At 65.6% G+C, this 21,463-nt stretch carries 20 protein-coding genes; 9 read left to right on the top strand and 11 right to left on the bottom strand.

The annotated features are described in order from the left end of the window. Position 1 precedes the first annotated feature (1 nt). The 3 genes from IFR23_RS00700 to IFR23_RS00690 all read right to left on the bottom strand — a co-directional run bounded on the left by IFR23_RS00700 (position 2) and on the right by IFR23_RS00690 (position 2,736). Positions 2–781, bottom strand: a complete 780-nt coding sequence (locus IFR23_RS00700; RefSeq protein WP_192974315.1) for a hypothetical protein — start codon at positions 779–781, stop codon at positions 2–4. 99 nt (positions 782–880) lie between these two features. Next, positions 881–1,828 carry a hypothetical protein gene (locus IFR23_RS00695; RefSeq protein ID WP_192974314.1) on the bottom strand — a complete coding sequence of 316 codons (948 nt, stop codon included), beginning with the start codon at positions 1,826–1,828 and terminating at the stop codon, positions 881–883. Positions 1,829–2,082: 254 nt separating this feature from the next. Then, positions 2,083–2,736 carry a carbonic anhydrase gene (locus tag IFR23_RS00690; protein ID WP_107961644.1) on the bottom strand — a complete coding sequence of 218 codons (654 nt, stop codon included), beginning with the start codon at positions 2,734–2,736 and terminating at the stop codon, positions 2,083–2,085. 641 nt (positions 2,737–3,377) lie between these two features. Here IFR23_RS00690 and IFR23_RS00685 point away from each other — a divergent pair. From IFR23_RS00685 to rplA, 4 genes are all read left to right on the top strand, one after another. Further along, a complete protein-coding gene (locus IFR23_RS00685; protein WP_192974313.1) occupies positions 3,378–4,568 on the top strand; it encodes an EAL domain-containing protein in 1,191 nt (396 codons plus the stop codon). A gap of 88 nt (positions 4,569–4,656) precedes the next feature. After that, on the top strand, positions 4,657–4,845 hold the full coding sequence (locus tag IFR23_RS00680; protein ID WP_192145324.1) for a DUF1508 domain-containing protein: 189 nt from the start codon (positions 4,657–4,659) through the stop codon (positions 4,843–4,845). A 196-nt stretch (positions 4,846–5,041) separates the two neighbouring features. Beyond that, positions 5,042–5,473: a 50S ribosomal protein L11 gene (gene rplK, locus IFR23_RS00675; protein WP_056047586.1), complete on the top strand. Its 432-nt coding sequence runs from the start codon at positions 5,042–5,044 to the stop codon at positions 5,471–5,473. A gap of 4 nt (positions 5,474–5,477) precedes the next feature. Further along, positions 5,478–6,170, top strand: a complete 693-nt coding sequence (gene rplA / locus IFR23_RS00670; protein WP_056047582.1) for a 50S ribosomal protein L1 — start codon at positions 5,478–5,480, stop codon at positions 6,168–6,170. Positions 6,171–6,432: 262 nt separating this feature from the next. On the opposite strand, the gene IFR23_RS00665 is transcribed toward rplA, so the two are convergent. Then, entirely contained in the window at positions 6,433–7,680 is a 1,248-nt protein-coding gene (locus tag IFR23_RS00665) for a hypothetical protein (protein ID WP_192974312.1), read from the bottom strand. Continuing rightward, a complete protein-coding gene (locus tag IFR23_RS00660) occupies positions 7,677–7,943 on the bottom strand; it encodes a hypothetical protein (protein ID WP_192974311.1) in 267 nt (88 codons plus the stop codon). The genes IFR23_RS00665 and IFR23_RS00660 overlap by 4 nt, the downstream gene beginning before the upstream one ends. 469 nt (positions 7,944–8,412) lie before the next feature. Between IFR23_RS00660 and rplJ the strand changes: the two genes are divergently transcribed. Both rplJ and rplL read left to right on the top strand, forming a co-directional pair. After that, positions 8,413–8,928: a 50S ribosomal protein L10 gene (rplJ, locus tag IFR23_RS00655; RefSeq protein ID WP_055879768.1), complete on the top strand. Its 516-nt coding sequence runs from the start codon at positions 8,413–8,415 to the stop codon at positions 8,926–8,928. A 64-nt stretch (positions 8,929–8,992) separates the two neighbouring features. Continuing rightward, complete coding sequence (rplL, locus tag IFR23_RS00650; RefSeq protein WP_056047577.1) at positions 8,993–9,367, top strand: 50S ribosomal protein L7/L12; 375 nt, start codon at positions 8,993–8,995, stop codon at positions 9,365–9,367. A gap of 304 nt (positions 9,368–9,671) precedes the next feature. On the opposite strand, the gene IFR23_RS00645 is transcribed toward rplL, so the two are convergent. After that, positions 9,672–10,991, bottom strand: a complete 1,320-nt coding sequence (locus IFR23_RS00645; RefSeq protein WP_192974310.1) for a hypothetical protein — start codon at positions 10,989–10,991, stop codon at positions 9,672–9,674. Between the two features lie 328 nt (positions 10,992–11,319). Between IFR23_RS00645 and IFR23_RS00640 the strand changes: the two genes are divergently transcribed. Beyond that, on the top strand, positions 11,320–13,707 hold the full coding sequence (locus tag IFR23_RS00640; RefSeq protein WP_244655377.1) for a hypothetical protein: 2,388 nt from the start codon (positions 11,320–11,322) through the stop codon (positions 13,705–13,707). A 166-nt stretch (positions 13,708–13,873) separates the two neighbouring features. Here IFR23_RS00640 and IFR23_RS00635 read toward each other — a convergent pair whose 3' ends face one another. Further along, complete coding sequence (locus IFR23_RS00635; RefSeq protein WP_192974309.1) at positions 13,874–14,935, bottom strand: SDR family oxidoreductase; 1,062 nt, start codon at positions 14,933–14,935, stop codon at positions 13,874–13,876. Between the two features lie 119 nt (positions 14,936–15,054). Between IFR23_RS00635 and IFR23_RS00630 the strand changes: the two genes are divergently transcribed. Together IFR23_RS00630 and IFR23_RS00625 are read left to right on the top strand one after the other, a co-directional pair. Further along, positions 15,055–15,285 carry a hypothetical protein gene (locus IFR23_RS00630; protein WP_192974308.1) on the top strand — a complete coding sequence of 77 codons (231 nt, stop codon included), beginning with the start codon at positions 15,055–15,057 and terminating at the stop codon, positions 15,283–15,285. A 52-nt stretch (positions 15,286–15,337) separates the two neighbouring features. Continuing rightward, positions 15,338–15,625 carry a hypothetical protein gene (locus IFR23_RS00625; protein WP_056047554.1) on the top strand — a complete coding sequence of 96 codons (288 nt, stop codon included), beginning with the start codon at positions 15,338–15,340 and terminating at the stop codon, positions 15,623–15,625. A 119-nt stretch (positions 15,626–15,744) separates the two neighbouring features. On the opposite strand, the gene zwf is transcribed toward IFR23_RS00625, so the two are convergent. The 4 genes from zwf to IFR23_RS00605 all read right to left on the bottom strand — a co-directional run bounded on the left by zwf (position 15,745) and on the right by IFR23_RS00605 (position 21,395). Further along, a complete protein-coding gene (gene zwf, locus IFR23_RS00620; RefSeq protein WP_192974307.1) occupies positions 15,745–17,244 on the bottom strand; it encodes a glucose-6-phosphate dehydrogenase in 1,500 nt (499 codons plus the stop codon). Positions 17,245–17,327: 83 nt separating this feature from the next. Beyond that, entirely contained in the window at positions 17,328–18,875 is a 1,548-nt protein-coding gene (locus IFR23_RS00615; protein WP_192974306.1) for a cation:proton antiporter domain-containing protein, read from the bottom strand. Between the two features lie 244 nt (positions 18,876–19,119). Continuing rightward, positions 19,120–19,905, bottom strand: coding sequence for a SapC family protein (locus tag IFR23_RS00610; protein ID WP_107952090.1), 786 nt, complete (start codon positions 19,903–19,905; stop codon positions 19,120–19,122). 62 nt (positions 19,906–19,967) lie between these two features. Further along, a complete protein-coding gene (locus IFR23_RS00605; protein WP_192974610.1) occupies positions 19,968–21,395 on the bottom strand; it encodes an FAD-binding oxidoreductase in 1,428 nt (475 codons plus the stop codon). Between the last annotated feature and the right edge of the window lie 68 nt (positions 21,396–21,463).

Here is a 21,463-nt window from a genome sequence, read left to right as displayed (position 1 = left end):
GTCAGTGCGCCGCAGCTACGGCGGGAGCGGCTGCAACAGCAGTGATGGCGACTGGAGCTTCGGCTGGCTTTCCCGGGAAGCCCTCCAACAACTGACGCACGCGCTTGTCGGCGCCTTCGGCATCACGGACATCGCCGCCCATCTGCCTGTCTGCATTCAACCAGACCAATTCGCCTGTCCGCAGGTCGACGAGTCCGGCGTATCCTGTGTGAACGCCTGCCGTGACTGGGACGCGCGCCATCGCCGCGAAAAGCTGCAGCACCTTCCGGCCGGTCGAACCGAAATGATCCTCGGTGGTGATGAACAATGCGTAGTCGGCCGCCTCCAGACCGGGGAGCGTTCGAACGTCGGGGCCGAGCCCCCATTCGAACTGGTCCTTGCGCTTCTTGGTCGGCAGCCGGTTGCCCTTGAAGAACTGATACTCGATCACCGACGACGCGACCGCGCCGAACAGTTCCTGGTACTCCGCGACCTTGGCCGAACCCACACCGACCGGCTCGACATACCCGACGACACTGTTGCCTAGGCCGGTCTGCGCCTTGGCAAGCGCGGTGGCGATGTTCTCCTTCGCCTGGTCGGTCCAGTCGGCGTTCGGCTCGTACATGCCGCCGGTCGACTGCGCGCCGACCCGGATCGACGGCCGCATGAGGACGATCCGCGCGGTGCCGGGCTTCAAGGAGAAACCTGGTTTGATGCCGGTCTTTTCCTGCGCGTGGGCGGTCGTGACAAGCGTCAGCGACGCGAACAGCACCGCGAGCAGCGTACGGTATGATTTGAACATGATCCCCCCGGTATCATCGGATGCCCCCATCCGATCGGGGCGATGCTAACCCGGAAAGACCTGCTCGGGATGGATAAATTAGGTCGAGAATGGACGCGTTCAGTCGTCCCAATCCTCCAGTTGCCAGCCGCCGAACAGCGCCGTGTCCGGGTGGTGCGATACCTTCGTCGGGTCGGCCTTGCTCCAGCCGGTGACCTGATCGAGCGCCGGGAGTCTTGGGGGATCGGGGTTCATGAGCGTGGGTTCGCCGCGTTCGCGGCGGGCGGCTTCGGCGATGTCGAAGGCTTCGCGATCCAGGGCCTGGCGGGCTTCGTACATCGCCGACAGGCGGTAGCTGTGCGCTTCGGACGACTCGCCGCGGCGGCGTTTGATGTGCGGTGGCTCCTGCTGGAGGTGGACCGTCCGGTTGTGCAGGTGGAGAAGCTGAAGCGCCTGGTCCGCGGTCATCGGCGGGATCGGTGGGGGAGCGTTGTGGCGCCATTCGTCGTGGTCGTGCGAGCCGGGTAGCGAGCCGGCGATCAGCGCGGACTCGACGGTTTCGTAGCCCGCCGCCAATGCCAGACGCATCTCGCGGGCGAAGGCGGGGCTGGCCTTGCGGCGGGCGTAGAAGGCGGAGTGGCTGAACCCGGCGGCGGCGGCCGAGAGGCGGATGTTGGCGGTGGCGGAGAGCGCCGCGAGGAAGGCTTGCTCGGCGGCGTGGTCGAGGCGGTTGGCGGTGGGGCGACGGAGCTGGAGGCGGCCGTTGGCGGTTCTTGTCGTGGTGGGGAATCCGGTTGGGACGGCGGCGTTCTTGGCACTCCCCTCCCCCGACCCCTCCCGCAGGCGGGAGGGGAGGTTCAGGGCTGCGGATGCTAGTGCCAGCGCGGCTTCCCATTTTGCGGCGAAAGCGGGGTGGACGGCGCGGCGCTTGGTGAAGGTGGAACGGTTATAGCCGAGCGCGCGGGCGGCTTCTCGCGCGTTGCCGGTGCGGCGAAGGCTGGCGAGGAACGCGGCGTTCTGCGCGGCCTGGCGTCGGGTGAACACGTCGGGGGTTGAAGTGCGCGCCATTGCGCGGGGGTCTGCCTGGATATCTTACATTGCAAGGCCGGTTCTTCGCCTCGTGCAGGATGGCATCGTGCAGGATGAGCGTGACCGATGATGCAGCGGGTTGTGCAGTGGCTGGACATCTTGGCCTGGCGGCGGTGCCTGACCGGAGCGCTGCGTCGGCACTCGAGAATTTCGTGGGATGGATCCCGACCTTGCGGGCATGAAAAAAGCGGCGCGACCGTGATGATCGCGCCGCTTTTCTATGGATCACCGCATTACATGCGTGGCTTGGCAGCCTCGAACTTGCCGGACTCGTCGAGCACGACGAGCGATCCGTCGTCGATCGCGAAGACCGCGCCCTGGATCTTGAGCTCGCCTGCTTCCTCAGCCTTGCGGACGAACGGGAAGGTGCGGAGGTTGCGGATCGACGTCTTCACGCCTTCCTGCTCCATCGCACGATAGGCCTCGCGGCTGGTGAGATCGTCATACTCGCTCTCGACCTTGTCGCGTGCGTCGTCGAGCAGGCCGACCCAATCGCCGATGAAGCGACCGTCCGCGCCGTCTTCGGTCTTCTCGAAGGTACGCGCGAGCGACGCCTTGCAGCCACCGCAGCTGCCGTGACCAAGGACGACGATTTCCTCGACCTTGAGCTGCGTCACCGCGAATTCGACCGCGGCCGAAACGCCGTGATAGCCGCCATCGCCCGACTCGCAGGGCGGGACCAGCGCGGCAACGTTGCGGACGACGAAGATCTCGCCGGGCAAGGTATCGAAAATCTGTGCAGGCTCGACCCGGCTGTCCGAGCAGGCGATCACCATCACGCGGGGCTTTTGCTCGCCTGCAAGCTGCGTCCAGCGCTCACGCTCGCGACGCCAATCAGACGTGTGAAACCGCTGATAGCCATCCACGAGGTCGGAAAAGTCAGTCATTGTTGTAGTTCTCCCGGAAAACGGCCCAACGGGCCATGGCTGTGAAACCTCTTCAATACCTTGCGGGTTCCTGCACCGCGGGTCGATCGGGGCCGAATGCGCGATGACCCGTGGCGATTACGCACGCTTTTCGCAGGTCCGGCGCTGTCCGGCGAGACCCGGTGGCGCATGCGTGACGATCAGATCCCGTCGGACCGTCGCAAAGCTGATTCGCGAGCTCGGCCTCGTTGGGTGATGCCATTGGTCTGCGGACTGCTTCGGATAGGTCCTTTGCAGAACTCGGGAGGCACGTCCGGAGCGAATTCACCCTGTAACACTCGGAAATATTTAATTGTAAAATATTGATTTTAGCGACCAAACATAGGTTGCACTTGAATGTTTTCATATAGTTACGCGGGGTGACCGTGGCTTGGCCCCGATACCGCGTTAACCTCTATCCAGCGTTAACCAGGTCGGTTTACATTTCGCTAACTTCTGTGGCTCAGCCCCTTCTCAGGCTATCGCCAATGTAGTGATAGCGACCACCAAAATTGCCGTTGCCGATACTCTTGCCGAGCGAAAGCATCGTGCCGTTTTGGCCCGTACGCGTTCTCGTGAAAAACTTCGCCGGTGGAAAGTGATCGATGCAATCGACAAACATCATGAGACGAGAACTGCCGCAGGAAGAGCCTCGTTCGACTCCGATCTCTTTCGGACATCGGATTCTATTTCTCGACCATGAGGGCGAGCGCTGCAACATCGTCCATCGCCAGCTCGAAGCGATGGGCCACAAGGTCGCGTGGATCGGCATGGCAAGCGAGGAAAGAGCCGGGGTCGCGTTCCAGCCGGACCTCGTCATCGTCAATCCGGACGTATCGATCGCCAACCGGCACGCGATCATCGCGTTGCTCGACGAACATCATTACGACGGAGCACTTACCGTGCTGCGGGCCGGGTTTCATTTCCAGGATGCGATGGTCGCGGCGGAGCAGTCGGACATCGCGCATGTCGATACGCTCGATGCGCCCTACACCGCGCAGAGCATCGCCGATCGACTGCCCGGGATCGTCCGCCACGATCACGACGGCGACACGGGCGATCGGCATTTCCTGTCGTGGCTGATCCAGCAGGGCCGGCTGCTCCCCAACCTGACGCATGAGTTCCACGTCAAGCGCGACCTGCGCACCGGCAGCGTCGCGGGATATGAAACGCTGACCAGGCTGCGGAACCGTCCGTCGCTCAACCCCGAACACATATTCGCGCCATCGACGATCTTGTCGCTGGAGATCGCCGCGACGTTGCTCGCGGTAGAAGCGGCGGCGCGACTGCTGGGTGCGCTGACGAAGGACGGACGGCCGGTACCCATCGCGGCCAATTGCAGCGCCGCGGTTCTCGCCCATCCCGACTTCATCGCGGCGATCCCGATCCTGCTGCGACGACATCAGGTCGCCACCGGGATGATCGGGATCGAGCTGACCGAGATCACCTATTCGGGACTCGACGGCAACCTGCTCGACAACATGCACGAACTGCGGCGGATGGGGGTGCCGATCTCGCTCGACGATTTCGGCAAGGGGGCGACCAATTTCGATCGCATCGCCGACCTGCCCGTCTCGGAAGTGAAGATCGACCGCAAAATCTTCCGGAAATGCAGCAAAGGCGAATTCCCCAGGTCGCTGCTGAAGGAGATCATCGATTATTGCAGGAGCAGGCACATCGGAACCGTGATCGAAGGCATCGAGACCGAACAGGATCTCGGACTGGCCGAACTGCTGGGCGCCGATTGCGGCCAGGGCTTCTACTGGGGCAAGCCCGTACCGTACCAATCGATCACGTCGCACCATGCCGCCTGACGGTCGGTTCGGCCGCGCCCTCGCAAAATCCACCGGCAACACGGCGCTGCCTTCCGACACCGATCTTCGACGACCGGAAACACTCGTCATGAAACTGGAAATCCGCAAGGTCGACGAGCTCGACCTCAAGCCTCCCCCCGTGCTGACCGGTGACTGGGCGTGGCTGCTGTTTCACGAGAACGGCACTCTCATCAGCTATTCGGACGGCTATCCGTCGCGCGCAGCGTGCTACGCAGCGGCGAGGCAGATCGCCTGGCCGGTCGACGTGTTCGAATAGGCCGCACCGCCGGCACCAGCCTAACTGCGGCAGCCGATACCCCTTCCGATACCGGGCCGATACGACCCGCGGACTCATGTTGCCGCGTTCGCGCTTTTACGCTATGCGCGCCGGCTTCCACCTTCATTGATGGAATTTGCGGGAGGCTGTCGCGAGACGGCCGCCATCACCGCTAGGCTCACATAAAGAGAGTGACATGGCTAAAAAGATTACCGGATACATCAAGCTGCAGGTCCCTGCAGGCGAGGCAAAGCCCGCGCCGCCGATCGGGCCTGCGCTGGGTCAGCGCGGCGTGAACATCATGGAGTTCTGCAAGGCGTTCAACGCCGGCACGAGCGAACTGAAGAAGGGCATGCCGATCCCGACCGTCATCACGGTCTATGCGGATCGCTCGTTCTCGTTCGAGACCAAGACTCCGCCTGCCTCGTACCTGATCAAGGAGGCCGCCGGTCTCAAGTCGGGTTCGAAGGAGCCGGGCAAGGTCGTCGCCGGCACGATCAAGCGCTCGCAGCTGAGCGAGATCGCCACGACGAAGATGAAGGACCTCAACGCCAACGATATCGACGCTGCGACGAAGATCATCGAAGGCAGCGCCCGCGCAATGGGCCTCGAAGTGGTGGAGGGCTGATATCATGGCTAAGCTGAGCAAGAAGCAGAAGGCCGTCACGGTCGACCTCGTCAAGCTGCACGGCATCGACGAGGCCATCGGTCTCGCACGGTCGGGCGCCACGTCGAAGTTCGATGAGACGATCGAAGTCGCGCTGAACCTGGGCGTCGATCCGCGTCACGCAGACCAGATGGTCCGCGGCGTCGTCACGCTGCCCAAGGGCACCGGCAAGACCGTCCGCGTCGGCGTGTTCGCCCGCGGCGCGAAGGCTGAGGAAGCCCTCGCAGCAGGCGCAGACGTCGTCGGCGCCGAAGACCTGATGGAAATCATCCAGGGTGGCACGATCGATTTCGATCGCTGCATCGCGACCCCGGACATGATGGGCATCGTCGGTCGCCTCGGTAAGGTGCTGGGTCCGAAGGGCCTGATGCCGAACCCGAAGCTCGGCACGGTGACGATGAACGTCGCAGCCGCCGTTCAGGCAGCCAAGGGCGGCCAGATCGAATACCGCGTCGAGAAGGCCGGGATCATCCACTCGGGCATCGGCAAGGCGTCGTTCCCGGCGGAAGACCTGCGCGCGAACTTCGACGCACTGGTCGACGCGGTGGTCAAGGCCAAGCCGACCGGCGCCAAGGGCAAGTACGTCCAGAAGGTCGCGATCTCGTCGACCATGGGTGCAGGCATCAAGGTCGACACGACCGAGGTTGCAGGCGCCTGAGCCGCACGTGGCTAGCGAAAGCTAGCCACGAGACGGCGAAAGCGCGGCCGGCGCGGGCAACCGCGACCGACGATGCCAGAGACGGGAACGGGATTTACTCCCGTCCCGCCGCTTAGAGACAGAAAGGGCCGGGAGCAATCCCGGCCCTTTTGCGTGAAGCTTCGGACGGCGCTCGATTAAGCGAGTTCGCGATGCACATCGCCTCTTCCGACACGTAAGAAATCATCCGATCGGAGAGCACGACACTATCGCGAACGAACGATTACGCGCATTCCACCGCATAGGGCATGACGCTGGGTTTGGACGTGATGGCGGCGGCATCGACCTGCAAAAGCACACCGTCCTTGCCGATCCTGCCTGCACGATTTTGGTCGAGCCAACCGGCGAATTGCTGGGCCGAAGCGTAATTGTCGAACACCAGGATATGCGGTGTACCCAACACCGGCTTCACACTGAGGCCGTGGCCATTGGCCGCGACGATCCGCCATAAGGGGGGTTGGGTTTCGTCCTTGCGGATCAACGTATGGATGGTGGTCTCGGTCTTGTCCTTGATCAGCGCGACCGTCTGCTTGCCTTCGGTGTAATATTCGCTGCCGGAGACGATGTGCCGCAGGAGATACCGCATCGTGACGGACGCTTTCAGCGCGCATCTTTGCGACAGATAGGTATCTTCCAGATCGATCGATGCGGTCTTGGCCGAGCGCAACGCGCCCTTCGCAACAAGGTCCTGCCCGACGGCAAGAAAGACCTGCATGACGACCGCACCGTTTGCCGGTTGCTTGGGAACGATCGTCAGATTGATGATCGTGTTGCCAACGACGTCGAGGCCCCGCTCGCTTTCCCGGATGATCGTCATCGTCTTCGGCTCTATATCGACGTTCAGCTTCTCGTATTGCTGGACGATATCGGCGGTCGTCGTGTGGCTGCGCGATGCCTTGCCGGCTATGCCGACATCGCCGAGCGCCTTGATCGGCGGCGCCACGCTGACGTCGAGCGATGCGTCGCTGGTCGTCGAGAGCTTCGCGATGTCCTGAACCTGGTTGTCGGTCGCGACGACGGTGTAGCCGGCAAATTCGAACGCATCCGCGACGGGCACGATCGTCACGACCGTCGATATCAGGCGGTCGCCGACACCCGCATCGCGCGGCTTTTGCACCGACACGACGAGCGTTCGATCAAAGGCCGGAAGAATAGTCGGTCCGAGGCCCCACTCGCCGGCGATCGGCGCAGCCAGCTTCTTCCGCAGGGTAGACGCGTCGTCCGCGACACTCATCTGGGCGATATACGCTGCTTGTCCCTCCCCAGCGAGATCGCGCAACCGCGTCGACGGCCGCGCTTCCACCGGCATCGCGAAGGAGTATACCGTCACTTTCGGGTGCTCGGCATCCGGCCCCTTCGGGCTCGGTATCTTCGCACCCATCGGGCTGGCAACCAGTGCCGCCCAGCGACGATCCTCTGGATGCGCACACGCGCTCAGCGAGAGCACCCCGAAAAGATATGCCTTTTTCACCGCCCACCGCCGGCCGGAAACTCGGCTTGGTAGTCTGTCGTACGCAACGTGCAGACATAGGCGTCGAGCGTACCGCCACCGAATTGCGACTCGACATCACGCCGCGCGAGAGGAACGATATCGGCGCGTGGCCATGAAGCAGCGGCGGATGACGGATCGACCGAAACAATACCCATCAATGTCGCGAACTTGTCCAATACCGCGACTTGCACGGGATCCTGCGTCGTGTAGTTCAGATAATGCTTGAGTATCAGTCCGAACATGTCCGCTACCTCCAGCTACCGATATACTCTCACTTCACTGAAGGAGGATATTCGGAGGGCAACCAATACTACTGATCAAGTCTGCAGAGGAGAAATACAGTATCCGTTTTGGCGGCACCTGTGCTTTCAAAGCACGTGCCCAACCATTTCGGCGCAAACTGTCCGCCTCATCGGGTAGCGCGGATCGAGGCCACGCATATCCGTTGACTCCCCCGCCAATTCCGCTAAGCGGCACCTTCGTTCGGCGGGCTTGCTCGTCGAACTCCGTCCGAGACAGTGGGTGCAGCGGGTTTGCCGGTGCTTAATCTCCCACCTAGACGGGGAATGAGATTTTGTCGGCCCATCTGCGCGCCGCCCCTCTCCCATGCCCCATCGATGAGACACCCCGGAAGCGCGGGTTTGTCTGCGCCTCCGGTTAGTAACCGGGTCCACTGCGCAAGCGGTGAACTCGTAAAACGTGGAGAATGGCATGGATCGTGATCAAAAGACCGCGGCCGTAGCCGAGCTGAACCGCACCTTTTCCGAGGTCGGCGTCGTCGTTGTCACGCGCAACCTCGGCCTGACCGTCGCACAGTCCACTGTGCTGCGGAACAAGATGCGCGACGCCGGCGCGACCTACAAGGTCTCGAAGAACAAGCTTGCCAAGATCGCAATGGACGGCACCGACTACAGCTCGCTGGGCGACATGCTCACGGGTCCGGTCGGTCTGGCCAGCTCCATCGATCCCGTCGCGGCCGCCAAGGTGGTCGTGGAATTCGCGAAGACGAACGACAAGTTCGAAATCGTGGGTGGGGCGATGGGCGCGACGACCCTCGACGTCGACGGTGTGAAGGCGCTCGCAACGCTGCCCTCGCTGGACGAACTGCGTGCCAAGATCGTTGGCCTCATCGTGGCACCCGCCACGAAGCTGGCAACGATCACGCAGGCTCCGGCAGCGCAGCTCGCGCGCGTGCTTTCCGCCTACGCGGAGAAGGAAGCCGCCTGATCTTGCAGGCCTTTCGTTACCTTTTTGAACTGATGGGGCACGAGCCCCGAGATGGAGATTTATCATGGCAGACCTGAACGCGCTCGTTGAGAGCCTGAGCGAACTGACCGTTCTCGAAGCAGCTGAGCTTTCGAAGCTGCTCGAAGAGAAGTGGGGCGTTTCGGCCGCAGCAGCGGTCGCAGCACCGGCAGCAGGCGGCGGCGCAGCTGCTCCTGCAGCAGAAGAGCAGACCGAATTCGACGTCATCCTGACCGGCGACGGTGGCAAGAAGATCAACGTCATCAAGGAAGTCCGTGCGATCACCGCGCTCGGCCTGACCGAAGCCAAGACGCTGGTCGAGTCGGCTCCCAAGGCCGTCAAGGAAGGCGTGTCGAAGGACGAGGCAGCCAAGATCAAGGCTCAGCTCGAAGCAGCTGGCGCGACCGTCGAGGTCAAGTAAGCCGCAGCTGGAGAGACGCTTCAGCCACGCTGAAGCGTCTCTCCCGCAAGGCCGGCCGGCGGTGCCTGCACCGACCGACGAAGCAGGGGCTTTGCCCCTGCTGGCCGCAGCTAAGAAAAAGGGCGGCCCCAGCGATGGGGTCGCCCTTTTTCGTGTCTGGCTATGGCCCGTGGTTTTCACGCAATGACGTTGCGCAGCAGAACCCGTGCTTCGATAGGAGCCCTCGATACGTTCTTGCGACGCTACCCGGTAGCTTCAGTACGAATGAGGCGGGGCCAACGACATCTCGCCCCCACCCTTCGCTCTAGCGTTCGAACGTCGCCGCGTGCGGTCGGGCTGCGACCGTCGTGAACATGCGAGCAGGGGCGTCCAACCAGAACGGGGCGAGCTTGGCGGAGTCGACGCGTTCGATCCCGACGACCCACGCTCGAGCGGTTTGAGCGTCTTCGCCGGCGGTCGCATAGAGGATGTTGGTGGCGACGACGGGGACGAACATCGGCCGATTGGCGGCGGTCATCGTCCGGATCGCATCGCGGGCGATAGCGACGACGGTGCGGATCGTGCGGGTCTCGCCGGGTGCCAGCGCGAACGGCGGCGTCGCCGGACGACTGATCGGGGCGGCGGTGAACTGCGCGAGATCGGTGTCCTGACCGGCATGTGCGGTGAGGAGCGCGACACCGGTGCGGATCGCGTCGGCGGGCACGGTGCCGGTGTTGGTGACGACCAGCTCGCACTCGACCGTGGCGCTCAGGAGGTTGAGACCGGCGCGTAGCGGACGAAGATCGCAGGTGACGCGCGCCCGGGGAGCGGCTTGTGGCGGCGGCGGTGCTTTTGCGCGAGGTTCGAGAAATTTCGGTGCTGCTGCTCCGGGCTCGGAGAAGGCGGCGGCGACCGGCACCGCTATTGGCTCGACGGATCTGACTGGGTTTGCGGCGACGCTGGGGGCGATGACCGAAGCGGTGGCAGGCTCGGGTGCTGACGGTTCCCCTGTGGGCTCGACAACGGTTTCGGCCTCTACGCCGTCCCGCCGATGGTTGCGAGGCTTGCGGCGGAGCAGCCAGAGCGCGGCCAGGACAACGACGATCACTGCGAGCGAAAGCCAGAGCGGCATCGCCCTGCCCGTCTCGGGGACGGATACCGTTGGCTGTGTCGTGACCGGCGTCGGCGTCGGCGTCGGCGCGGGTTGCGAGGTGGCAGCCTGCGGGACGGCCTTCGTCGACGAGGTCGCGGCTGGCGGTGGAGGCGATGCCGGCTCAGGCGTCGCTACCGGTACGGGCTCGGTGGGTGCGGGCGAGCGCGTCGGCTCGGTCGAGGTGCGGGTTGGGCGTGTTGCCGGTTCGTTGCGCGCAGCCGAGCGTTCGGTGGCGGCCTTGTCGGTGGCGGCCTTTTCCGCAGCGGGCGGGCGGGATGCGCGGCGGGGGGCCGCCGCCTCGGTCGGCAGGACGATTTTCGGCGCATCGGGGATTGGAACCGTTGCATCCGTTTGCGGGGCGGGTGTCGCCAACCCCTCCAGGCCACGGACCGGGGCGGTCTGCTCGGTCTGCGCCATCGCCGGGCTCGCTACCGAAACCGGCAAGATCATGGTGGCGAGCAGGGCGGCAAGCGCCCCGCGATCGGTCGTCATCGTCGAAAATCCCCTGCGCGCGGTCGTCGCGGCGTTGTGCGCGGGGGAGGCTGAACGACGTCCGACGGCAACCCGCGATGCGACGAGGCGCGCCTGGGCAGCGGTGAAACGTGACCGGCGTTGAACTTCCCGGATATCGGCAGCGCTCTACCGTTTCCGACACGAACTCGATATCTCCGGTCTTCTCGCGGTTACCATTGCCGTCGCATCGTCGGCAGCGGACCGGATCGCAGGGGTGCGCGCGTGTCGCACCGGCTCGTCTACCTTGCCCTATTCTCGACACCGGTTCAGGCCATCTGTGATGCTTCCGACGACGAGATCGCCTGTGATGATGCTTCGATGTCTTCCGTTCTGCGCGCTGGCTGCTGCGCTGGTGCCCTTGGCTGCGCGCGCCGATCCGGCACCGTTCGACCTGACCGGGCCCAGCCTGCGCGTCGGGGTGACGCATGGGACGACGACGTTGCCGATCGCGCAGGTGCCAAGACTTGCGACCGGCGACCGCGTGTCGATCGCGGCGGATCTGGCCGTCGGCAAGAAGGACGACGGCGCGCGCTATCTGCTGGTCGCGGCGTTCCTGCGCGGCGCGACCGAGCCGCCGCCGAAGTCGTGGTTCTTCAAGGCCGAGACGTGGAAGGCGAAGAAGAACGCGCTGGCGCTGACGGTACCGGAGGGCGCGCGGCAACTGGTGGTGTTCCTGGTGCCCGAGAGCGGCGGGTTCGATGCTGTCGTGTCGGCGGTGCGCAAGCAGCCGGGGGCGTTCGTGCGTGCGGTGCAGGATCTCGACCAAGCGTCGCTCGATCGAGCGCGGCTCGATGCGTTTCTCGACGGGATCCATGCGCTGGAACGGACGCGGCCGGAGCGGATCGAGGCGGTCTCGCCGCTGCTTTCACGCAGCCTGGCGATCAAGCTGAAAGCGGAGTGCCTTGATCTCGCGGCGGACCTGCAAGCCTCCTGTCTGACGCAGAGCCGCGATTCGCTGGTGCTGGCGGATGGGCAGAGTTCGACGCTGGCGGATACCTTGGTGGGGGCGCCGACCGATCTGGCGCTGCAACTGAGCGCGACGCCGGAGGGCGGGCTTGGCTATTACAGTCCGTATATCGGCGTGGTGCGCGATCTGGCGAAGATCTTCGGCGCGTTCCAGACGACGCAGTTCCGGTACATTCCGGCACTGGCGCGGGCTCATGATGATCGGCTGGCACTGCTGCTGAACGCGGCGCCGTCGTTCGCCAGCCCGAAGTCGGTGATGGTCGTGGCGATGCCGGTGATCGAGACGGGTGCACCGCAGACGCCGACGATGCGGCGGGCGGAGGCGGACCGGCTTGTGTGTGCGGCAAAGCCCGATCTGGTGCTGCCGGTCGAGGGCGCGCCGCTGATCTATGCGACCAAGTTCGCACACGACATGAGCTTGCGGGTGACGACGCCGCAGGGGGGCGTGGTCGAACTGCCGGTGCAGGCCGATGCGGAACGCGGCGGCTATGTGCTCGATCAGGTCGGCATGCAGACCGCGGGCTTGAGTTCGGTGACCGATGCGACGTTGCACGGGCGCTGGGGCTTCACGCCGTTCGATGGACCCCGGTTCCGCTTGCAGGTGCCGCGCGCCGGCGGGTGGACGATGGTCGATACCGATCCTGAGAATTTGGTAGTCGGGCGCGACAATTCGGTGGCGTTGGCGGGACCGACGCCGAGCTGCGTCGAGGCGGTGACGCTGGTTGGAGCCTCGGGCGATGTGCCGCTGGCGTGGACGACGAATGGCGACCGGATCGGACTGACGCTGCCGCTCGCGAAGACCGCGCCGGGGAAACTAACGTTGCTGGTCAAGCAATACGGGGTCGAGGCGCCGGAGAAGATCGCGCTGACCGCGCTCGCCGAGGCGGGGCGGATCGATGGCCTGACGCTGTATGCGGGCGATGCGGCGGGGACACTGGCGGGAACCCGGCTCGATCTGGTCGCGTCGATGACCGTCGACGGGGTCGCGTTCAAGCCGGGCGACGTAGTGCGCGCGGACAAGGGCGATCTGCTGGGGCTGACCGCGGATACGGCGCCGACGTTCACGGCGGGGCAGGCGAAGACCGCGCTTGTCACGCTGACCGACGGGCGGAAGCGGTCGGTGAAGTTCACCGTCGCGGCGGCGCGGCCCAAGGCTACACTGATCGCCAAGAGCGTGGTGGCGCCCCCCTCCCCCGGGCTTCCCGTCGTGCTGGCCGGCGATACGGCGATCGCGCAGGACGCCCGGCTGACCTTCTCGTTGCGTGCCGAGGGGACGACGCGGTTCGCGGCGGGGGACGGCGTCGAGATCGGTACGGTTGCCGGTGGGCCGACGACGAGCGTCGCGTCGGGTCGCGGGCTTACCGTGCAGGACGAGCGGATCGCGGTGGTGTCGGTCGAGCCGGGCAAGGCGCTGGGGGTGTCCGCGCACGGGCCGCTGCGATGGCGACTGGTGCAGGACGGGGTTGCGGGCGACTGGGTGCCGTTGACGAGCCTGGTGCGCGTGCCGGCGCTGGCTGGGGTGACGTGCAAGGACGTCTGTACGCTGGCGGGAAGCGACCTGTTCCTGATCGATTCGGTGGCGGCGAATGCGGGGTTCGCGGATGCGGTGCGGGTGCCGGAGGGGTTTACCGGGGTTTCGCTGATGGTGCCGAAGCCGGTGGGCGGTGCGCTGTTTCTGAAGCTTCGGGATGACCCGGTGGTGGTGGCGACGGTGGCGGTCAAAAGCTGACTTCCCCTCGAATTCCTTCCCCGCAAGGGGAGGTGGCATCGAAGGTGACGGAGGGGGAGGACACGGAACACGCGTTTCGCTTGCCGCCCCCTCCGTCTGGCAAGGGCCAGCCACCTCCCCCTGGCGGGGGAGGATTTCAAGATTGGGTTCCACCCCGCTCCAAGTTTTACGGGATCAGCCGGTCTGCACGCAGTTCCGCGAACAGGTCGAAGAACGCGTCATCCGTGGGCTGGTATTCCTTGAACCCCAGGCGCCGGCTCTTGCCCATGTCCGTGACCACCTCGATCGGGCGGCCGAGATCGGCGTCGGTGTGCCACGGCGAGGCGAGCCGCGACAGGTCGGCTTCCGCCAGACCTTTGCGCGCGGCGATTTCGCGCCAGAGGCCGACGTCATCCTTCATCTGCTCTTCGAGCGTCAGGATGGTGCCGTCGAACGGCGCCGGCTCGATCCCGAACCACTCGGCGATGCGGCTCCACATCCAGCTCCAGCGGAAGACGTCGCCGTTGACGACGTTGAACGCCTCGTTGCGCGCCTCGGGGGTGGTCGCGGCCCAGATCAGGTGATCGGCGAGCATCGTCGCGCTGGTCATGTCGGTTAGGCCGTTCCACTGCGCCGCCGAGCCGGGAAAGCGGAACGGGCGGCCGGTCTCGCGGCACAGCGTCGCGTAGACCGCGAGCGTGGTGCCCATGTTCATCGCGTTGCCGACCGCCTTGCCGATGATCGTGTGCGGGCGGTGGACGCTCCAGCCGAAGCCGTCGCGCTCGGCGGCCTCGAACACGGCGTCTTCCTGTGCATAGTAGAAATTCTCGACGTCGAGACGGCCCTGCTCCTCGCGGAACGGAGTCTGCGGGAGGACGCCCTTGCCGTACGCTTCGAACGGTCCGAGGTAATGCTTGAGGCCCGTCACCAGCGCCACGTGACCGACGCTGCCGGCGGGCGAGAGTGCGCCGAGCAGGTTGCGGACCATGCCGCCGTTGACGCGGATGTTCTCCGCCTCGCTGTCCTGGCGCGACCAGGTGGCGATGAATACCGCGTCGGGCTTGAGGCCGGTGAGCGCCGTTTCGAGGCTGGCGGGATCCTGGAGATCCGCCGCGACCGGCTGGACGCCGTCCTGTTCGGTCGGGCGCCGCGCGAGACCGTGGACGGTCCAGCCCGCCTTCACCAACGCCGCGGCGGTCGCGCTGCCGACGATCCCGCTCGTTCCCACTACCAACGCCGTCTTAGCCATGTGCAATTCCCGTAATGTAGATGATCTGTTCCGAACCCAAACGCGCCGTAATTTGGATGGGATCCACCACGGGCCGTTTGCGGTGGCGACGGGCGGGCGATTGTCGCTATGGAGCGCGGATGACCGCATCGGATCTCCAGAGCCTTTTCGTCACCAACCTCGTCCGGTACAATAGCGGCGACCGGCGGCGGTGGCGGCTGATCGTCGGCGACGTGAAGGTGTATAGCCTCGCGACCCACGCGCATTGCAACTGGGCGGTGACCCCGTCGGGCAGCGCGAGCGAGGTCGACGCGGTCGAGCGGCTGGCGGACCGGCTGCGCGAGGATCGTCCCATCATCACCGCCGGCTGACGGCGTCTCATAGACCCCGGCTGACGGCCTTTCATCTACGCAGGAGCGACACATGGCGAAGCAATATTGGGCGCAGATCATCGAACTCGATGAGGAAATGACCGCCGCGACGATTCCGGGCGCGACCGATCATGAGGATGCGGCGGATTCGCTGGTGGCGGATTTCGTCGGCGCAATGGGCGGCGAGATTACGTCTGGCGCGGTGCGCGTCTGGGTGCAGGGCGGGGTCGAGAAGGTCTATGATTGGAAGGCCGACTTCACGATGCCCGACATGGACGAGATGGGTGACGAGGACGAGATGGAGGTCGAGGGCGAGATCGAGCTGACCGAGCGGGTTTGAGCGCTCATTGATGGTCCCGACCAATGCTGTTCCCCCGCGGAGGCGGGGGTCCAGGGTCACGAGCACCATCGTTTGAGACCCTGGGCTCCCGCTTTCGCGGGAGAACAGTGAGGGATGAGTTACGGCACCGTCTGCCCTGCCGGGGCAAGTTCGTGCCAGGTGTGGTCGTCATGCGCTAGAAGGGCATCTGCCGCCGCGGGGCCTAGCGTGCCTGCCTCGTAGGGTTCCGGCTTACTCGCGTCATGCGCCCAGAGGTCGAGGAACGGCTGCACCGCGGCCCAGCCCGCCTCGATCGCGTCCGCGCGCTGGAACAGCGTCTGGTCGCCGACGAACAGGTCGTAGATCAGCGACTCGTACCCGGTCAGGTGACCGATATCGAATTCGTCGGCATACCGGAAATCGAGCGCGATCGGCGCCGTCGCCACTTCGAGACCGGGGCGCTTGATGTTGATGTCCATGCTCAGCCCCTCGTCGGGCTGGATCTGGATGATCAGCCGGTTGGGCGGCAGCATGTCGGCGGCGGCGCCGGGGAACGACGCGAACGGGACCGGCTTGAAGGTGATCGCGATCTCGGTGTCGCGACACGTCATCGCCTTGCCGGTGCGCAGGTAGAACGGCACGCCCGCCCATCGCCACGTGTCGACCATCAGCTTGAGCGCGACATAGGTCTCGGTCCGGCTGTCCGGCGCGACGTCGGGCGAGGCGGTGTAGGCGGGGACATCCACCCCCTTCACTTTTCCCGCAGTATACTGGCCTCGGACGCCGTTGCGCTTCGCCTTGCCGGGCGAATAGACGCGGACGGCTTTGAGCACCTTGCCCTTTTCGTTGCGGATCGCCTCGGCATCGAAGCTAGCGGGCGGCTCCATCGCGACCATCGCGAGCAGCTGGAACAGGTGGTTGGGGACCATGTCGCGCAGCGCGCCGGTGCCGTCGTAGAACTTGCCGCGGGTGCCGACGTCGACCGTCTCGGCGGCGGTGATCTGGACGTGCGCGATGCAATCCGAATTCCAGACGCGCTCGATCATCATGTTCGCGAACCGTGCGGTCATGATGTTCTGGACGGTTTCCTTGCCGAGGAAATGGTCGATCCGGTAGATTTGCGCCTCGGACACGCGGGCCAGAATGCGTGCGTTGAGATCGCGGGCGGAGGCGAGGTCGTGGCCGAACGGCTTCTCGATCGCGATCCGGCGGAAGCCATGCGGCGTCTCTGCCATCAGGCCGTGGTCGGCGAGCTTGTCGACGATCGTGCCGAAGAACTTCGCGGGCACCGCGAAGTAGAACGCGACGTTGCCGTTCACCCGGGCCTTGAGTTGCTCGAAGACGTCGTCCTTGGTGAAATCGCCCTGGAGATAGCCGACGCGGTCCTTGAGCCGCGCCCACGCGTCACCTTTTTCGCCGGCCCCCTCGCCGCCCTTCGCGTCGAACGTGCCGAGCGCGTCGCGCAACGACTGGTCGTTGCCTTCGTCGATACCGACACCGAGCACGTGGAAGTCGTTACCGACCAGCCCGAGCCGTGTCATGTTGATCAGCGCCGGCATCAGCAGGCGGCGGGTCAGGTCACCGAAGGCGCCGAAGATCACGAGCGTCGTCGGCGGGGCGGGCTTGACGGATTTGCTCACGAAGACGCCTCTGGCATGTATCGACCCTTTCTACGGTGGTTCCTTCAAACAGCGTAGCGCGTGCCGATGTTCCCCGCTCGCGCTCAGGTCGCCGTGAGGATGTTGTCACCGAACGCGCGCGCGTCGACCTCTGCCCAGTCGAGTTCCTCCTGGAGGCGGCGATAGACGTCCTCCGCTACCTCGCCCTTGTCGCGCATTTCGTGGAGCACGACGCGCTGACAGGCGATCATCTCCAGGTGCAGTTCGTCGAATTCGGAGGTCGCCTGTGGGTCGTCCGCCTCGGCCGTGACCTTTCCCGCCGCCCCGTAGCGAAAGCGCAGCGCGTCCGCCGCCGCACCTTCGCGCGCCGGCAGTACCGCTAGCCCTGCATCAATCAGTCGCTTGCGCGCGGGGGCGATCTCGTCGGCGAGGCCGGTATCCTCGCCGAGATCGAGGCGGCGGATCAGCGGGCCTAGCGTGAGCCCTTGCAGCACCAGCGTGCCGATCACGACACCGAACGCGGCGAGCACGATCAGGTCGCGGCCCGGCACCGATCGTGGCAGCGCGAACGCGGTCGCGAGCGTCAGGAGGCCACGCATACCCGACCAGGACAGGATGATCGACGCGTTCCAGGGGGGCGGCTTGGGCAGCCAGGACGGTGCGTAGCGATTGGCGATCATGCCCTCGACGAACCGCACGAAGAACACCCACGCGATACGCGTGACGAGCACGGTCGCCAGCACTGCGGCGGCGAACCAGATTGCGGGCCAGCGCTCGGCGGCGGGCAGGCCGACAAGCACGTCGCGCGATTGCAGCCCCATCAGCGCGAACGCGATGATGTTGAGGACGAGCACCGCCGCCGACCATACCGCCGCGCCCTGCAACCGATCGCGCGCAGGCTGGCCGATCGGGCGGCGCTGCGACACGATCATCCCGAACGTGACGACCGCGAGCACCGGCGAGATATGCAGCCGCTCGGCCAGCAGCCAGATCCCGAACGTCACCGCGAAATCGGCGAGGCTCGCGCCGAGCGTCCGCGCGAACAGCGGCGTCACGCGGAGGTACAGCCACGAGGCGATGACGCCGAGGACGATCCCGCCCGGCACAGCCGCGGCGAGCGCGAGCGGCGTCACTGGGGTGTCCGAATGCGTCGCGAAGGCCACCGCGAGGCCAAACAACAACAGTGCCGTGGCGTCGTTGAGGAGGCTCTCACCTTGGAGGAGCAATAGGCCGCGGCGGGGGATGCCGACTTCGCCGAGCACCGCTTCCGATGCGGCGGCATCGGGCGGCGCGACGATCGCACCCAAGGCAAACGCGGCGGCAAGCGGCAACCCGCCTAGCGTCACGCCGACTAGTGCGACCGCTGCGGCGGTGACGAGTACGGCGAACACGGCAAGGCTCAGCAGTGGGAACCAGTGTCGCCGTAAGGCGCGCGGGCTGGTGTGATACGCGGCGTGGAGCAACGCAGGTGCGATGAACAAGGCCAGCGCCAGATGCGGCTCGACGGTGATCTTCGGGGCGAATGGCAGCGCGGCAAAGGCGATGCCGGCCACCGCCAGCAAGGTCGGGTACGGCACGTTCAGCTTGCGCGCCAGGACCAGCAGGACCAGCGCGGCGAGCAGGATGACGTCGAGGCTTTCGAATAATTCCACGGGCACGCAACGGGTGGGAGGAGCGGACGGGCCCGGCGCATCGCGAAGGCCAAAAAAAACCACCCCGTGCATGTCGCACGGAGTGGCCTAGGTTCAGGGAGGAGGGACGCTAGAAGCGTCCCGTACGGCGCCGCGAAAGGGGGGGACACGATGCCGTACAGGATCTAAATGGGTGAGCGCGGTTTTGGTTCAACCCCTGCTGCACCGCACCCCAAATAATTTTCGCGCCCTCCCGGTTTCGCTATCAGACGTTGAACTGCGCAGGAGCTGGCATCTGCTGCTGCGGGGTCATGCCAAGCTGGGCCTGGCGCGCGAAGATGTCGCGCATCAGCGAGAGCGAGAACAGGTGTGCGTACAGCAGCGGGAGCATGCCCGACTTGCTCATCTTGCGCAGCGCATCGCCGCGCAGGTCGATCAGCTTTTCCTCGTTGATCATCTGGAAACCGCGATAGACGAACGGCTGGTCGGCGCCGTCGGGCTGGATCGTGACTTCGCCGTCCATCAACAGCTCGAGCTCGCGCAGCTCGTTCATGAAGTTCTGCGTGCGCGCGCCGGCCTGTTCGAACGACTCGTTGAAGCCGAGGATGTTCTTGGTCAGCTCGGTCGGCTGGCCGTTCTCGAACAGCGCATCGCCGTCCTCGAAATCACCGATCGCCTGCGAGGTCGGGTCGAAGCAGAGCGACAGCTCCTGTGCTTCCGGGTGCAGGCGCGCGAGCATGTACGGGTAGCGACGGACATAGGCGGGCACGTAGAACGTGTTCTCGGTCAGCTTGCCGTCTTCGCCGACGAACACGTTGACGCCCTCGTTGAGGCCCATCAGCGCGAGCGGAATCGCGTCGTCACCGACCGAGAAGACGATCGGCATGTGACGCTGGACCAGCGGAAACTCGTCGACGGTGATCGGGATCGCATGCTGGCCGACCAGGAACGGCGCGCTGTCCTGCGGGCGGACCTTGTAGTTCGCGTGCGTGTCGCTCGAAAGCGGCTCGAGGCCATTATAGAAAAGCGGAAGCTGGGCGGTGCTGGCCATGTTACTCTCCGGATCGGTCGGTCGAAATGCCGGTGGCTCATGCCACCGATTGGGGCGAGGCTCTATGGTGCGCCGGGCGGGCGTGCAAGTGTGACGAGCTTGCCGGGGTTGAGGATGCCGAGCGGATCGAGCGCGGACTTGATCGCGCGGAGTGCTGTCATCCGTGCGGGCGAGGAGAGGCGCTCGAGTTCGTCGCGCTTCATCTGGCCGATGCCGTGCTCCGCCGAGATCGATCCGCCGGCCGCGACGACAAGGTCGCCGACGAAGCGGGTGACGACCGGCGCATCCTCGGCATACCAGTCCGCGGGATCGGTGCCGGGCGCGGCGCGGACGTGGAAATGGACGTTGCCGTCGCCGAGATGGCCGAAGCCGCTCGCATGCGTGCCGGGGAAGCGCGCATCGCACGCCGCCGCCGCCTCGATCATGAAGCGCGGCATCGTCTCGACGGGGATCGAGATGTCGTGCTGCGTTGCGGGGCCGAGCGCGCGTTCGGCGGCGGAGAGCGAGTCGCGCAGGAGCCAGAACGCGGTGGACTGGGCTTCGCTGGTGGCGATCGTCGCGTCTTCGATCGCGCCGTCCTCGAGCGCTTTGCCGAGCAGGCGTTCGAGGAGGGCGCTGGGGGACTCGCCTTCGGTTGTGGCCGAGGTCGCCTCGATCAGGAGGTGCCAAGGGTGGCGACCGGCGAGCGGCGCGCGGGCGTTCGGGAGATGCGCGACGGCGGCGTCGAGCGACTCGGCGGGGAGAATCTCGAAGCTCTCGATCGCGTCGGTCTTCGCCTGCATCGTGCGCAGGAGTTTGAGTGCCGCCTGGGGTGAGCCGACGCCGACCCAGGCGGTGCCGCGCGCTGCGATTGCGGGGGCCAGGCGGAGCGTGGCGGCGGTGACGATCGCCAGCGTGCCCTCCGCGCCGATGAAGAGCTGGTCGAGATCGTAGCCGCGGTTGTCCTTCTTGAGCGCGGACAGGCCGTCGTAGATGCTGCCATCGGCGAGCACCGCCTCGACGCCTGCGACGAGGCCGCGCATCGTCCCGAACTTGAGGACCTGCGTGCCACCGGCGTTGGTCGAGACGAGCCCGCCGATCGTCGCCGTGCCGCGTGCGCCGAGCGTCAGCGGGAAGCGCCACCCCTGCGCTTGCGCCGCGCCGTCGAGGTCGGCGAGGATCACGCCCGCCTCCGCGATCGCGAGCCCGGCGTCGGTATCGAGACTGCGGATGCGGTTAAGGCGACGCAGCGACAGGATCAGCGCGCTGCCGTCCGCGGGGGCGGTCGCGCCGCCGACCATCGAGGTGTTGCCGCCTTGCGCGACCAGCGGCACGCGGTGCTCTGCGGCGGCCGCGACGATCAGCGCGACCTCGGCGGTGGATGTCGGCGCGAGCATTGCGGGCGCCGCGCCGTGGAAGCGGCCACGCCAATCGTGCAGCCACGGGTCGATGTCGGCGGGGTCGGTGACGATCGCCTTCGCGCCGAGCCACGAGGAGAGCGATTCGAGCATTGCCGCCTGCGAAGGCGTCAGGATTGCTGACTGAATTTCGGCCATGTACGCGGCGCTAGACAAAATTC

Origin of the sequence: Sphingomonas sp. CFBP 13603, assembly GCF_014892665.1 — a bacterium.
Taxonomy (GTDB): domain Bacteria; phylum Pseudomonadota; class Alphaproteobacteria; order Sphingomonadales; family Sphingomonadaceae; genus Sphingomonas.
The sequence above is the reverse complement of the archived record's forward strand: the minus strand, read 5'-3'. Positions and strand labels throughout refer to the sequence as shown.